This window comes from Neobacillus sp. MER 74 (genome assembly GCF_023714155.1).
The window spans coordinates 703,909-717,178 of the sequence record NZ_JAMAUV010000001.1; the positions used below are offsets into that span (position 1 = coordinate 703,909).

Here is a 13,270-nt window from a genome sequence, read left to right on the forward strand (position 1 = left end):
TTTGGGGGATTAGATATGTTAAACAAACTGTTTACTGCACTTGAAGGTTGCTATGACGAAATGGTTGCTATCCGCCGTTATTTACATCAGCATCCGGAATTATCTTTTCAGGAGTATAACACCGCAAAGTATATTCAATCATTTTATGAAGAACTCCAAATTGAAGTCAAAGGTAATGTTGGCGGAAATGGGGTGGTTGCGAAGGTTTATGGAAAAAAGCCCGGCAGAACGGTGGCATTACGAGCAGATTTTGATGCTCTTCCTATTCAGGACGAGAAGAATGTTCCCTATAAATCCTTAGTACCTGGAGTAATGCACGCTTGTGGCCATGATGGACATACTGCGACACTCCTAGTCCTCGCAAAAACATTAAACGACTTTAAAGAGGAATTAGAAGGCACGTATGTCTTTATCCATCAGCATGCAGAGGAGTATGCCCCAGGCGGTGCGATTTCAATGATTGAAGATGGCTGCTTAGAGGGTGTAGATGTGATTTTTGGGACTCATTTATGGGCAAGTGAACCTACCGGTACGATACAATATCGAACCGGACCGATCATGGCGGCGGCAGATCGATTTGAAATTGATATTCAAGGTAAAGGCGGGCACGGTGCCCAGCCACATAAAACCCAGGACGCCATCGTTATAGCATCCCAGCTTGTCTTAAATCTCCAGCAGATTGTCAGTCGCAGGGTAAATCCGATTGATTCTGCTGTTGTCACTGTCGGCTCATTCACAGCTCAAAATGCATTTAACATTATTGCGGACAAAGCTCAACTCATCGGCACTGTTCGTACCTTTAATGATGACGTCCGCCAATTTATTGAAGATGAAATGGACAGAATTATTTCAGGCACATGTGCTATGACGGGAAGTTCTTATCATTTTAATTATGAGCGGGGTTATCCAGCAGTAGTTAATCATGCAAGTGAAACAGCATTTTTGGCGTCATGTGCAGAACAAGTATCTGAAGTAATAAACATTGAAGAAACTGAGCCGCAAATGGGCGGAGAAGATTTTGCTTATTATTTGCAATATGTGCCTGGTACTTTCTTCTTTACAGGTGCGAAACCTACCAGTTCTGATATTGGCTACCCGCACCACCATCCTAAATTTGATATTGATGAAAAAGCAATGTTGATTGCTGCGAAAACATTAGGAGCAGCAGCTATAAACATCCATGGAAACAAATAAGAAAATCCCCTGCCCTCAAATTGGGTCAGGGGATTTTTGCAGTAACCTTAATCGATAGGCGTTCATGGCTGTTTCTCCTAGATGCTTGAGAAGGTTGTTATTGGCATAAGCACCGACAAACGCACCAATTCCTGGAACAAGCTGAAGCATTTTTGCAAGGTCGATATAGTCCCGGTACTCCTGCTGGAATTTGCGCCAATCCATTTCCACAAGGGTCTCTTTACGTTTTTCCCAATTTTCAATTTCTGCTAATGTATTCTTACGAATATCTTCACTGGAAAACGCTAGTTGAAAAACATGAAGGATAAATAGTCTTTCGGCATACTCCTTTGTATTAAAACCATAGATGGAGGCTGCTTCAAATAGAAATTTCATCTTAATCGAAAGGAGAAGAGGAAAGTCAGCCAGCCCTAGCAAAATTCCACCTGCCCCTGTCCCTGCTCCTTCAATCATCGCTGTCTTCTGAAAAGCAGCAATCTTTTTGATGGCCAATTCATCTCTTTCTGCTAAATTTAACCCTAACGCCTGGTCTTTATTTGTTGTCATCTGTGATCCAAATAATGTGGCTTTGACCATGGCTTTGATACTTTCTGTCATAACCTCATGAACTTTATCAGGTATTAATTCATTAATTTTTCCTTGAGCTTTTTTCGATATACGGTTCATCATCCCTGAGCGTCTAGTTAATTTTCGCTTCCACTCTTCGATCTCTTCATACACCTTAATTTCATACTCGTTCATATGCCACCCCTCCACAATAATTTTATGCATATATACGAAATTTCCGCCCATTAGTTTCAAGAAAAATCCCCTTTCATGGAAAAGGGGATTTTAGAGTTTATGCATTTAATCGTTTTTTTGCGTAAATATGAACAAACATATAGGTAAATACAAGTCCTGCAAGTATATTCAGCACTGAATTTAATACCTCTCCTTTTACCAGAATAAGCAGAGTATAGACTACCGATTGGATCGTTAAGATAGTCATTAATAAAGAGGAAAAAGCTGCTGTTTTAAATCTTTTTTCCACTGGGTATAAATCCACCCAAAGTTTGTTTTGATGATGGTTCCAAAGCGGCAGGAGTTGAAACCCTGTTAAATATAAGAATAAAATTCCGAGCAAGATTTGGCCCATACCAAAAGAAATAAAATAAATCGCAAGAGCGCCAATGATAGTTAAACGTAGAAAAAGACCTAGATAATCAGATGAACGTAAAAAAGCTCTCGAAAACAAATAAAGGTATGTATTTTTTTGGGAAAATGCCATACGGTTAAGAAATAAATCCAGCCATTTTCTCCTTTTAACTGTATCCCTTAATTTAGGCACATCAGTAAACATATTAGCAAGTCGATAAAATGAAGCCATTCTTTTTTCTTCTTGATTAATTAGTCTATCCCATTTTAGCCCCATGTTCTTTGTCTGAACATAAAAAGTACGATAATAAAGTGCACAAACCACCGCAATGACTAACAACATATACAGACTAGCTTGTTTAAATAATAAAAAAGTAAAAGTTGCATTTATAAAATAGCGAACAATCATGTCCCACCGATGGACTGCTGACTGTACAAAATAATCAATCCGCCAGCTTGCTGCTAAATTCCATGCTTTTAAAACGAGCAGAATTACAAAAAAGGGAAAAAATGAACGAAATCCATTAATGCTTATGTGTGCATACATTGGCATTAGTACAGCTAAAACCATGAGCAGCAAGTATCCCTGGAAAACAAGGCTGGCAATTCCAGAACGAAGGAAATACCCTTTTAATTTATCCTCAAGTGGTAGGATAAATATCTGATCTGCCTCAAGTAGAAAATTGTAAACAGGGCTGTAGGTAAGTAAAAATCCAATTACAACTGCAATCACTATTTCAACAGGAAAGCCAGCAGGCAGATTTTCAATCCACTGTTGGTAATAAAATGAAGCTGTCCCAATTAAGAACAATAAGACAACAACAAGATGTCCATTAAAAATATAGCGCAAATACCTTCCTAAATCCTTAACACGACCGCTAGCTCGTTCCTTCCAAAGCTTTTTATCATCAAACATAATTTTCTTCCTTTGTTAATTGAATATACAGATCATCTAAAGAAGCAGCAGGCATTGAGAACTGCTCCCTCAACTCTTCTAATGTCCCTTTCGCTCGAATTTGCCCTTCATGCAAGATTACAAATCGATCACAATATTTCTCAGCCGTCGCAAGAATGTGAGTAGACATTAAGATGCCTGCACCGTTATCTTTCATTTTTTTCATCAAATCAAGCAATGATTGAATCCCTAATGGATCAAGACCAACAAAAGGTTCATCAACAATGTATAAGGATGGCTGAATTAAAAAGGCACACATAATCATTACTTTTTGTTTCATACCTTTAGAAAAATGGGCAGGAAACCACTTTAAACGTTTTTCCATTCGGAATTCTTTCAGTAAAGGATTAACACGCTCTTTATAGGTGGATTCGTCTAGGCCGTATGCCATCGCTGTAAGCCTTAAATGTTCTTCAAGTGTCAATTCTTCATACAAGACCGGGGTTTCCGGAACAAACGTAAACAATTTACGATAGGCTTCTTTATCTTCTGTAAAGGTTTGTCCTTTTATTTTTACTGCACCCTTGTGCGGCTCCATCAGGCCAATTATGTGTTTTATTGTGGTACTCTTGCCTGCCCCATTTAAACCAATGAGACCTACCAGTTCTTTTTCATTTACTTCAAAAGAAATATCTTTTAGGACAGGGTTTCTGGTATATCCCCCAACCAGATTTTCAATCAATAATAAAGACATTTGCAACGTCCTTCCTAAGCACGATTATTTTTTTATTTTAACAAATTGTGGTTGATAAAAATAGTTTTCAAATTTTTATCATTTTTTTTGTATATTACTTCTTACATTGGTTATCATAATATTCGAAGGGGAAAACAACTTACTTCAATGAAGCGATTCATTAAAACTTGAGATGAGGTGTCTGTCAAAGACAATTAACATTTCAAATAAGTGAGCTTCCAATTCGTTTCAGATAAGGGGATGGTTGTTTTGTACAACGTGCACAGTAACCATTTTGAGTTCTAGTAACACCAAGTAACTGTTTATCTTAAAAAAATAAACATTAAATGAGGTGTTTACCGCAGATCGCTACCTGTTTTTATAAGTTGGGAAAACATATAAAAACACCATAGGGGATGGTCAGCTTGAACAATAATGTTTCTTTATAAAAACACTCTACGAAAAATGAGGTGTTTATCAAAGAACACTCCTAATGAACGTACCTTTTGAAGCAATTCCCCTTCGAGAGGGCAGGATTCCATGCGGATCCTGCCTTTTTCTTTTTTTCGTTTGTATGGTAAAATAATACAAACAATATTGAAGGGACAGTGTATATGAGCGATTGTATTTTTTGTAAAATTGTTAATGGAGAAATTCCTTCTGCCAAGGTTTTCGAGAATGAACATGTTTTAGCTTTTCTAGATATTACCCAAGTAACAAAGGGACATACTTTGGTTATTCCAAAAGTACATAAGGAAAACATATTTGAATTAACACCAGAAATTGCAAGAAACATTTTTGAAGTGGTTCCTGCCATTGCTAATGCCTTAAAAAGAGAATTTAATCCAATTGGGTTAAATACTGTAAATAATAATGGTGAACATGCAGGACAATCTGTTTTTCATTATCATATGCATTTAATTCCGCGTTATGGCAAAGGAGATGGATTTGGAGCAGTATGGAAAAGTAATCAAAGTGATTATTCTTTTGACTTATTACAAGAAATGGCCGGGAATATTAGTAAACAAGTATAAACTTAGATATAAGGTTTAAATAATCTGAAAATTATATCTTTATTATTAATAAATTATTATGTTATAATGAAAGCAGGTTTTTCGCTGTAGGCAATGAGTGCACTGCAGGAGAAACAAAATGATTAGTATAGCAGAGGAGAGAAGAGAAATGAATACGAAGAACATTGTAGTTTTAGCACTATTAGCTGGGATTGGGGTAGTTTTGCATACGGTAATGCCTAGTTTTCTTGGAATTAAACCTGACATGATGCTTGCAATGATGTTTTTAGGAATTATCCTTATTCCTGAGTTAAAGAGTGTTATGCTTTTGGCTATTGTAACTGGAGTATTGTCAGCGTTAACTACAGGTTTTCCTGGCGGACAAATTCCAAATATCATTGATAAACCCATTACTGCTTTAGTTTTCCTTGGTTTATTTTTAGCTTTAAAAAAATACCGAAATTCGATTGTTAGTGTTGGCGTTTTAACTGCCATTGGAACTCTTGTTTCAGGGACAATCTTTTTAACAGCAGCATTCTTTCTAGTGGGCTTACCAGCGTCATTCACTGCACTATTTGCTGCAGGAGTTCTGCCGGCTATCGCACTAAATACCGTTATTATGATTATTTTGTATCCTGTAGCCCTGTCCATAGTGAAGCGAACTAAATTAACAACACCTTCCGTCATTCAAAAATAATCGACGGGATCCTTATTAAGAAAAGAACCCAGCGGGGTTCTTTTCTTAATATACCTCTATATAAGTTTAGAGATTAATACAGCAATTAATAGAAAAATCCCTCCACCTCCACATAATGCAGCAACTTTTTTTCTTAAAATTTGTTTAGGTGGATAAACACCTGGTCTTGTTAGTTCGATTAAATATTTAATAGCACCCAATAAAAGGATAGCACTAAAGATAAAAAAAATAATGGCAGCAATTTTCATCTTCCTTGTCCCCCTATTTTGTTTCAAAAGTTCGACTAAACGTTGTAACTATTTATATGTTTACCCGTCCATTCGTATGAGCAGGACTAAATGTAATTAGGGAGATCCACAAGTTTTTTTAAATTCAATTGTCTAAATGTTGTTATTATTTAGTAGAATCAATTTCACTTTTTAAAAAATTTCAATAGATTATTATTCTAATTTTTTAAAAATTTGTGAATTTTTTCTTTATTAATTTTTATTTTATTGGCATAATGAAAATAGAGAAATATAAAAGTAGGTGAAAATGGGGATGACTGAGAAACAATATTCAATGAAGGAAGCGATGATTTTTACTCAAAGAGTTGCTCAACTAAGTAAAGCCTTGTGGAAAGCGATTGAGAAAGACTGGCAGCAATGGATTAAGCCTTTTGATTTAAATATTAACGAACATCACATTTTATGGATTGCCTATCACTTAAACGGTGCTTCCATTTCGGATGTGGCTAAGTTTGGGGTCATGCACGTTTCAACAGCATTTAATTTTTCGAAAAAGTTAGAAGAACGAGGTTTGCTACAGTTTTCCAAAAAGGAAAATGATAAACGCAATACGTATATTCAACTTACTGAAGCTGGAGAAAATATCTTACACCAACTAATGGAAACATATGAGCCAAATGGCAATGCTGTTTTTTCTGGTGCTTTGCCCCTTCGTGAATTATATGGAAAGTTTCCAGAGATTGTTGAAATGATGGCAATCGTCCGTAATATTTATGGTGAAGATTTTATGGAAATCTTCGAGCGGTCTTTTCATAATATTGAAAGCCGCTTCGTTGAAGAAGATGGAAAGCTAAAAAAATTACAAAATCCTAAGCAAGAGTTGGTTTAATCAGTCTTATAAGTATTTTTCCAACTCTTGAAAAAGGGACAGGCAAATCTGTTGTTTTAAACAGGCATGGATAACGTCTTTTATCTTTAGGGTTGACGGTAATGATAATGATAATTCATGAAAAAGCGGATGGAAGTTTACGTACCCTTCCGCTTTTTGTTCTTCTAATTTTAAGTTCATTTTCTCACATAAAGAAAAAAATTGTCCTGCTTCCTGTTCTGTTATTCCGTTTTCAATTATAAGTTTATATAATTCGAGCTTTGGATTGTTGAGTAACTTTAATAGTAGCTTTTGATGATATTCAAGAAGGTTTATTTTGTCCATCAATTCATTTTCAGTCATCCATTAGGCCTCTTTTCAGAACTTTTACATTATATATATTTATTATTAACCTTTTAAAAGATGGGGTAAACCATTTTTACTTAAAACACGGAATATTTTTTGGATTTCCTTCAAAATAAATTAGGTTCCCGATACCCTTTAGAAGCCTAAACTCTTCCATTCTTTATGACTATCTTTTTTTTGTAATTTTTGATATTGTATTAAACATAACACGAACATCAGGGAGGGAATCATTGATGATCTCCATTTTTATTGTCTTCGCTATTTTCATCTTGTTTTATGTAAATAAAATGACCAATTCACTTTGTATGCAAAAGGAAATTCCTGAAGAAAACCAACATAAGGTATTTCGTACCATTAATATCCTCATTACGATTCTTCTGATATCATCATACATAGAAATTTTATATGCATAATCCAATTAGAACGCCAAGCGAAAAAGGATATTAACACATAGAAGCGATGAGAGTATTTCTCATCGCTTTTAGTTTGTAACTTTATTAATAAACCCAAGAAGCTCCGATGATGATTAATAAGATGAATAGAACTACCACTAAAGCAAATCCTCCACCGTAACCTGCTCCACCAGACATATATTTACCTCCATTCATTAATGACTAATTGTGTTTTTTAAAACCAAGAAGCTCCAACAATAATTAATAGTATGAAAAGTACTACAATTAGAGCAAAGCCCGCTCCATATCCATGGCTCATCGTAATACCTCCTTTTTCATTTTCTAGGATATACTATTCAACGAGTGGTCATTTCGTTTAGGCACTTCCCATTTTTTTTTGAAAAGTTCCATTTACCCTTTTGTGGAAAATTTCAAAAAATAAACATAGTTATTATTTTTGCAGTAGTTACCATTTATGTTATAGTAGAGTTTGTGGACAAGAATATACTGTTTAGGAGAGATTTCATCATGAAAAAATTGATATTAGCCCTTACATTAGCAGGCGGAGTACTTGCATTAAGTGCATGTAACCAAAGTGGTTCTGATACAGTGGCAGAGAGCAAAGTGGGTAACGTTACACAAGAAGAACTCTATAATACAATGAAGGATAAATATGGTGATCAGGCCCTTCAGCAACTAGTATATGAAAAAGTTCTTTCTAAGAAATACAAGGTAACAGATAAGGAATTAAATGCAAAAATTGATCAATTGAAAACAGATCTAGGTGCAAATTTTGAAACTACCCTTGCACAATATGGCTATAAAAGCGAAGATGATTTGAAGAAAACAATGAAGTTAGGCATGATGCAGGAAAAAGCTGCTCTAAAAGGCGTTAAGGTAACTGAAAAGGAATTAAAGGATTACTATGATACGTACCAGCCAGAGATTAAAGCTCGTCACATTCTGGTTGCCGATGAAAAAACAGCAAAAGAAGTAAAGAGCAAGCTTGATAAGGGAGAAAAATTTGAAGATGTTGCAAAAAAATATTCAACAGATGAAGGTTCTAAGGCAAACGGCGGTGATTTAGGCTGGTTTGGTACTGGGAAGATGGATCCTGACTTTGAAAAAGCAGCATATGCTCTAAAAGTAAATGAAATTAGCGGTCCAGTTAAGTCACAATTTGGCTATCATATCATCCAAGTAACTGACAAAAAAGAGAAGAAACCATTTGCTGAAATGAAGAGCGAAATCGAGACTCAAGTAAAAACTTCAAAATTAACTACAGAAGAAATTAATAAAGCGATGCAGCGTGAACTTAAAGCTGCAGATGTTAAAGTTAGCGACAAGGACTTAAAGGATGCGCTTAATCCTCAAACTGGAACAGAGGCTGCTGCACAATAAACAGAAAAAAGCGGAAACGCCAATAAAGGCGCTTCCGCTCTTTTATTCTCCTGTTGCTCCAATTTCTTCTCGTTTTTCTTTCTCTCGTTCAAGGCGCTTCATATAGATTTCGCCTTCCAATTCAATGTTTTCCATCTCTAATTGCCGCTCTTCTCTCCCCGTTTTTATCGCCATTAGTGCACTTATTACAATACCAACCACAACTGCATATACCCAAATAGGAATAGTCAATTTATCTTGCTCCTTTCATAGTGGTTGTCCACTTTTACTAAATCATATTCAGATAATAGGAAATTATGAGCTGTTACAAAAAAAATAACCTCGAGTTGAGGTTATTTTACTTATGAAACACCGGTTTATAAAAGGAACGATTCTCCAACGCAAAAATTCTTTCTGTAAATTCACCTGGCTTCACTCTTTCCAAGGCACGGTCCAGCATATTCATTTTCGCATCAAGATTATCAATATAATGGAGGATTTCTGCTTCTTTAATCATCGGTGGTTTTGGACTTCCCCATTCTGCTTTTCCATGATGACTCAGTACAAGGTGTTGAAGAATTAGTACTTCTTCACCAGAAATACCTAGTTCTTCCGCCGCTTTACCGATTTCGTTAACCATAATCGTAATATGCCCAAGTAAATTTCCTTCTATGGTATATACCGTTGAAATCGGACCTGAGAGTTCTAATACTTTCCCCATATCGTGCAATATAACCCCTGCATAGAGCAAGTCTTTATCAAGACTCGGATAAAGGCTGGCAATTGATTTAGCCAAATCAAGCATACTAACTACATGAAAGGCAAGTCCTGATACAAACTCATGATGATTTTTTGTTGCGGCAGGAAACTCTAAAAAAGCCTTCTGATGCTTTTTAATTAAATGGCGTGTTATTCTTTGGATATTGGGATTTTTCATATCAAAAATGTACTGTGTGAGTTTGCCAGCCATTTCTTCTTGGCTTATTGGGGCTGTCTCCAAAAAGTCATCCAACTTTACGCCGTCAGATGGACCTGTTCGTCGGATTTGACGAATTTTCAATTGACTTTTCCCCCGATAATTTTGTAGTTCTCCCATTATTTTTACAATACTTTGTGGTGCATAACTCTTTCCATCCTCTTCATTGACGTCCCAAAGCTTCGCTTCAATTTCCCCGCTTTTATCCTGAAGAATCAGTGTTAAAAAAGGTTTGCCGTTGCTTGCAATCCCTTTTGTTGTATTTTTTATTAGTAGAAATAATTCTACTTGCTCTCCAATTTCATGCTTTAATATTCCTTTACCCATCTTTTTCACGTCCTTCCTACTAGTAAGAGTATAACATATCCTAATATTACTCTATGAAATTATCTGAACAGCACCTTTTTCTAAAAAAAGAACATTTTCCCTTTGAAAATAGGTCAGCAAATGCTTATGGCAAGTAAAAAATAATAGTTGATTTCTTTTCATCCCTTTAAGAAGTTCTAACACCTTTTCCGTTCTTTTCGCATCGAAATTAACAAAACTATCATCGATAATAATTGGAAACTGATATTTTTCATATACTGTGACGGCAAAGGCAAGCCGAATGGCAACGTATAATTGTTCGGTTGTTGCTTGACTTAGTTCATTTGCTTCAAATATGGTATGATCCTTTCGCTCAACTAAGAAGCCTGAACCAGAACTTTGTAAATGGATTCTTTGGTAGTTTCCATCTGTGAGAAACAACAGATATTCTTCCGCTTTTGAAATCATTCTTGGTAAATGTATGTTCTTATACTTTTCAATCGTATTGGAGAGGATCTGTTGCGCTACACAGTAGACTGACCACTCTTTTGCTGCCTCTTCTAATTCAAATTTTTTCTGCTTATAGTGATGGAGGATATCTGAATACACACCGCCTTCTTCTAATATTTGTATCTCGTATTTAATGGAAGCCTGCTCTTCTTGAAGTTCCTTTAGTTTAGCTTCCCAATTATGAACCTGCTGATTACATTCAGCCACTAATTCTGTGCTTTGACGCATTTGGAGAAAAGTTTCTCTCTCTACATCTGAGAGTATTGAGTATTGGAGTTGACTCTGCAGTGATTTGAGTTTTTCTAACAGTTGACCATGTTTTTCTGCTTTTGCACCAAGTTCGTAAAATTGTTGCTCTGTATCTACTTTTGCTGATGAGATAAGGTTATTAAATTCTGTTTGGAGATGATTAACTGCCTGTACTTTTTGCCTTAAATCGGCTTCGAAGTCGCTAAGTTTCACATTTCTCTCTTGACTCATGATTTGCTTAGCATGCTCTTCCTTTAATTTATTGCGAAGCAAATAGGCTCCGTTATACAGGTCCAGCCCCTTATCATTTAGATAGAGATTTGAAAAATGGTTCAAACCATTTTCTATTTTTTCCTGTTGCTGCTCTATTTGTTGAAGTCTTAAATGATATTGTTTTTTCTCTCTACTAATCACCTTAAACTGTTCAATTAGTTTGTAAGCTTCTAGTAAAAAGGCCTCCGCAATATACTCAGGTATTCTTAGTGAACGACTAATGGAAGCAAGCTTTTCATTTGTTTGGGCTGACTCCAACTCCCATTGTTCAAATTTGGCAATGATCTTTTCATATTGAGAATGTTGATGTTTCAACTTGATTTTTACGATCTGAAGCTCTGCTCTCCTCTGATTATCCAAGGCTAATTGCTCTTCTAGCTTTGAGATTTCAATATATTGGGCTGATTGCAGTTTTCGCTCTAACTGTTCTTTCTTTTCTATTAACTCATTTAATGTTTGATTTAGCTCTGCCCCTTTCGGCAGGTTCTTCTTTTTTGTCATCAGGATGAGTAGTAATATACAACCGAGAATCCCGATCGTAAATAAAAACCACTGCTTTGTAGCCACCCCATAAACTGTTATGGCAATTAAAATAACCTCAAAAAGTACATACTGAAGATTCTTTTGCTTCCCTTCTCTTTCAGCTTCGGCTTTATCACGTTCATTAAACTGTTGATAAAAGTCTATTTTGTCACCTAAGTTTCTTATTTCCTTTTCTATGCTCTCTTTATCATTTCTCGACTTTACCTTCTCTTCTAGTGCCAGCCGTTCCTGTTTTGTAAGAACCTGTCTCTCTAAAGACCGGACCTCTTTTTCGATTTCCTCTAATCTGCCTTTTTCTTCCTGATACTGATTTTCTAACTCTTCCTTCACTTCTTTTAGCTTTTGGATTTTCTGTGATACCACTTCAACTTGGTTTTTCATATAAATATTTGTATTTAGAGCTAAGATCTCTTCTTCATCAATATGTAAATGAAGTTTTTCCCTAGTAATCGACAACTCTTCTTCAAAGGCTATAAGTTTTGTTTCATATTGAAGTCTTTCCTGCTTTAATTGGTCGTAGAGAGGAACTTGATCTAGTAAAGCTAAGATAGCAGGCTCCTGTTTAAGAAACGATTGATTGGGTTGACTCCTCTCCGCTTCCTCTCTCAAATTTTCAATTCTTTCGGAAATACTATTAATCTCAGCCTTATAGGGGTGGATGAGTTCATTTATCTTTTCGATTCTCTCAATCCCACGTACAGGGAATTCAACATCTCTTAATTCATTCAGCTCTTTCTTTGTCAGCCTTTCATCTTTGACAATGGATTCGATTCTTTTCCATTCGTTAAGTTTTTCTATTTTCTCTTTAATTTCCTGCAACGATTGGTTTACTGCCTTCATTTCCTTTTCGAGCATTTCTTTCTTTTCTACTAAGTTTGTATAATTTCTATTTTTGGATTCTGCTGCTTTCAATTCTTTATTTATTTCATGTAGTGCCTGTAACCTTTCATTCAATAAGGGTTTCTTCCCTGATGGCTTAAATCGTGCATCGAGCTCCTTCTGTAGAACAGTTTCTGTTTTTGATAACCTTTCTGTCCCTAATGTCCCCGCGGAAAACAAGAATTTACCAATCTCTTCACTTTTCATCTGATGAATATTTTGTAACCCCTGCAAATTAAATGAAAAAATAGATTGAAATAGGCTTTTATCAAAGTTTGCTATTAATTCCTTAAGAAGTTCTTCACCGCCCATCCTGCCATTGTCCATATAGACCTTTACATCACCTGCAGCCTTTCCCTTTACGCGTTCGATTACAGCACCGCCATGCTTTTCATGGAAAATTCGGATTTTACCACCATATTTAGTACTGTATTTTGGCTCGTAACGGAGTTCGGTTGTTTGCTGTTTTGTAGGGAAGCCAAAAATAATTGCATGGATAAAGGCCATAATTGTGGACTTCCCAGCTTCATTTTCTCCATAGAAAACTTGAAAATCATGAAGGTCGGTAATTTCTACATTCTCTAATTGGCCAAACCCATAGATATGCATTTCGAGAATTTTCAACTATCCTCATT

16 protein-coding genes are annotated in these 13,270 nt (G+C 35.8%); 6 read left to right on the forward strand and 10 right to left on the reverse strand.

All coding sequences use genetic code 11. From position 1 onward, the window contains the following. Positions 1–15: 15 nt before the first annotated feature. On the forward strand, positions 16–1,194 hold the full coding sequence (locus M3610_RS03485) for a M20 family metallopeptidase (RefSeq protein ID WP_251456556.1): 1,179 nt from the start codon (positions 16–18) through the stop codon (positions 1,192–1,194). A gap of 15 nt (positions 1,195–1,209) precedes the next feature. Here the strand turns inward: M3610_RS03485 and M3610_RS03490 are convergent, their stop codons facing one another. From M3610_RS03490 to M3610_RS03500, 3 genes are all read right to left on the reverse strand, one after another. Then, positions 1,210–1,935 (reverse strand): EcsC family protein, encoded by a 726-nt coding sequence (locus M3610_RS03490; RefSeq protein ID WP_251456558.1) that lies wholly within the window; start codon positions 1,933–1,935, stop codon positions 1,210–1,212. A 97-nt stretch (positions 1,936–2,032) separates the two neighbouring features. Further along, entirely contained in the window at positions 2,033–3,244 is a 1,212-nt protein-coding gene (locus M3610_RS03495; RefSeq protein ID WP_251456560.1) for an ABC transporter permease, read from the reverse strand. Beyond that, positions 3,237–3,977 carry an ABC transporter ATP-binding protein gene (locus tag M3610_RS03500; RefSeq protein ID WP_251456562.1) on the reverse strand — a complete coding sequence of 247 codons (741 nt, stop codon included), beginning with the start codon at positions 3,975–3,977 and terminating at the stop codon, positions 3,237–3,239. Before M3610_RS03500 ends, M3610_RS03495 begins: the two co-directional genes overlap by 8 nt. Positions 3,978–4,570: 593 nt before the next feature. Between M3610_RS03500 and M3610_RS03505 the strand changes: the two genes are divergently transcribed. Together M3610_RS03505 and M3610_RS03510 are read left to right on the forward strand one after the other, a co-directional pair. Continuing rightward, positions 4,571–4,990, forward strand: coding sequence for an HIT family protein (locus M3610_RS03505; RefSeq protein ID WP_098572176.1), 420 nt, complete (start codon positions 4,571–4,573; stop codon positions 4,988–4,990). A 148-nt stretch (positions 4,991–5,138) separates the two neighbouring features. Continuing rightward, entirely contained in the window at positions 5,139–5,666 is a 528-nt protein-coding gene (locus M3610_RS03510) for a tryptophan transporter (protein ID WP_098572175.1), read from the forward strand. A gap of 56 nt (positions 5,667–5,722) precedes the next feature. Here the strand turns inward: M3610_RS03510 and yhzF are convergent, their stop codons facing one another. Beyond that, positions 5,723–5,914, reverse strand: a complete 192-nt coding sequence (gene yhzF / locus M3610_RS03515; RefSeq protein ID WP_098572174.1) for a membrane protein YhzF — start codon at positions 5,912–5,914, stop codon at positions 5,723–5,725. A gap of 286 nt (positions 5,915–6,200) precedes the next feature. Here yhzF and M3610_RS03520 point away from each other — a divergent pair, with 286 nt between their 5' ends. After that, positions 6,201–6,782: an HTH-type transcriptional regulator Hpr gene (locus M3610_RS03520; protein WP_251456564.1), complete on the forward strand. Its 582-nt coding sequence runs from the start codon at positions 6,201–6,203 to the stop codon at positions 6,780–6,782. Positions 6,783–6,788: 6 nt separating this feature from the next. Here the strand turns inward: M3610_RS03520 and M3610_RS03525 are convergent, their stop codons facing one another. Next, positions 6,789–7,124 (reverse strand): DUF1878 family protein, encoded by a 336-nt coding sequence (locus M3610_RS03525; protein ID WP_251456566.1) that lies wholly within the window; start codon positions 7,122–7,124, stop codon positions 6,789–6,791. A 236-nt stretch (positions 7,125–7,360) separates the two neighbouring features. On the opposite strand from M3610_RS03525, the gene M3610_RS03530 reads away from it, so the two are divergent. Next, positions 7,361–7,540, forward strand: a complete 180-nt coding sequence (locus M3610_RS03530) for a hypothetical protein (RefSeq protein WP_251456567.1) — start codon at positions 7,361–7,363, stop codon at positions 7,538–7,540. A gap of 84 nt (positions 7,541–7,624) precedes the next feature. On the opposite strand, the gene M3610_RS03535 is transcribed toward M3610_RS03530, so the two are convergent. Together M3610_RS03535 and M3610_RS03540 are read right to left on the reverse strand one after the other, a co-directional pair. Continuing rightward, a complete protein-coding gene (locus M3610_RS03535) occupies positions 7,625–7,717 on the reverse strand; it encodes a YjcZ family sporulation protein (protein ID WP_066251949.1) in 93 nt (30 codons plus the stop codon). 37 nt (positions 7,718–7,754) lie between these two features. Continuing rightward, positions 7,755–7,838, reverse strand: a complete 84-nt coding sequence (locus tag M3610_RS03540) for a YjcZ family sporulation protein (RefSeq protein ID WP_142332969.1) — start codon at positions 7,836–7,838, stop codon at positions 7,755–7,757. A gap of 209 nt (positions 7,839–8,047) precedes the next feature. Between M3610_RS03540 and M3610_RS03545 the strand changes: the two genes are divergently transcribed. After that, positions 8,048–8,920 carry a peptidylprolyl isomerase gene (locus tag M3610_RS03545; RefSeq protein ID WP_251456568.1) on the forward strand — a complete coding sequence of 291 codons (873 nt, stop codon included), beginning with the start codon at positions 8,048–8,050 and terminating at the stop codon, positions 8,918–8,920. 42 nt (positions 8,921–8,962) lie between these two features. On the opposite strand, the gene M3610_RS03550 is transcribed toward M3610_RS03545, so the two are convergent. The 3 genes from M3610_RS03550 to M3610_RS03560 form a co-directional block, all read right to left on the reverse strand. Then, positions 8,963–9,151 (reverse strand): sporulation YhaL family protein, encoded by a 189-nt coding sequence (locus tag M3610_RS03550; protein ID WP_098572168.1) that lies wholly within the window; start codon positions 9,149–9,151, stop codon positions 8,963–8,965. A 106-nt stretch (positions 9,152–9,257) separates the two neighbouring features. Then, on the reverse strand, positions 9,258–10,202 hold the full coding sequence (yhaM, locus tag M3610_RS03555) for a 3'-5' exoribonuclease YhaM (RefSeq protein WP_098572167.1): 945 nt from the start codon (positions 10,200–10,202) through the stop codon (positions 9,258–9,260). Between the two features lie 51 nt (positions 10,203–10,253). After that, entirely contained in the window at positions 10,254–13,259 is a 3,006-nt protein-coding gene (locus tag M3610_RS03560) for an AAA family ATPase (protein ID WP_251456569.1), read from the reverse strand. Positions 13,260–13,270: the final 11 nt, after the last annotated feature.

Bases quoted from the DNA above. Each gene is read 5' to 3' on its own strand.
- M3610_RS03485 (WP_251456556.1), top strand. From the start codon at position 16: ATGTTAAACAAACTGTTTACTGCACTTGAAGGTTGCTATGACGAAATG.
- M3610_RS03490 (WP_251456558.1), bottom strand. From the start codon at position 1,935: ATGAACGAGTATGAAATTAAGGTGTATGAAGAGATCGAAGAGTGGAAG.
- M3610_RS03495 (WP_251456560.1), bottom strand. From the start codon at position 3,244: ATGTTTGATGATAAAAAGCTTTGGAAGGAACGAGCTAGCGGTCGTGTT.
- M3610_RS03500 (WP_251456562.1), bottom strand. From the start codon at position 3,977: ATGTCTTTATTATTGATTGAAAATCTGGTTGGGGGATATACCAGAAAC.
- M3610_RS03505 (WP_098572176.1), top strand. From the start codon at position 4,571: ATGAGCGATTGTATTTTTTGTAAAATTGTTAATGGAGAAATTCCTTCT.
- M3610_RS03510 (WP_098572175.1), top strand. From the start codon at position 5,139: ATGAATACGAAGAACATTGTAGTTTTAGCACTATTAGCTGGGATTGGG.
- yhzF (WP_098572174.1), bottom strand. From the start codon at position 5,914: ATGAAAATTGCTGCCATTATTTTTTTTATCTTTAGTGCTATCCTTTTA.
- M3610_RS03520 (WP_251456564.1), top strand. From the start codon at position 6,201: ATGGGGATGACTGAGAAACAATATTCAATGAAGGAAGCGATGATTTTT.
- M3610_RS03525 (WP_251456566.1), bottom strand. From the start codon at position 7,124: ATGACTGAAAATGAATTGATGGACAAAATAAACCTTCTTGAATATCAT.
- M3610_RS03530 (WP_251456567.1), top strand. From the start codon at position 7,361: ATGATCTCCATTTTTATTGTCTTCGCTATTTTCATCTTGTTTTATGTA.
- M3610_RS03535 (WP_066251949.1), bottom strand. From the start codon at position 7,717: ATGTCTGGTGGAGCAGGTTACGGTGGAGGATTTGCTTTAGTGGTAGTT.
- M3610_RS03540 (WP_142332969.1), bottom strand. From the start codon at position 7,838: ATGAGCCATGGATATGGAGCGGGCTTTGCTCTAATTGTAGTACTTTTC.
- M3610_RS03545 (WP_251456568.1), top strand. From the start codon at position 8,048: ATGAAAAAATTGATATTAGCCCTTACATTAGCAGGCGGAGTACTTGCA.
- yhaM (WP_098572167.1), bottom strand. From the start codon at position 10,202: ATGGGTAAAGGAATATTAAAGCATGAAATTGGAGAGCAAGTAGAATTA.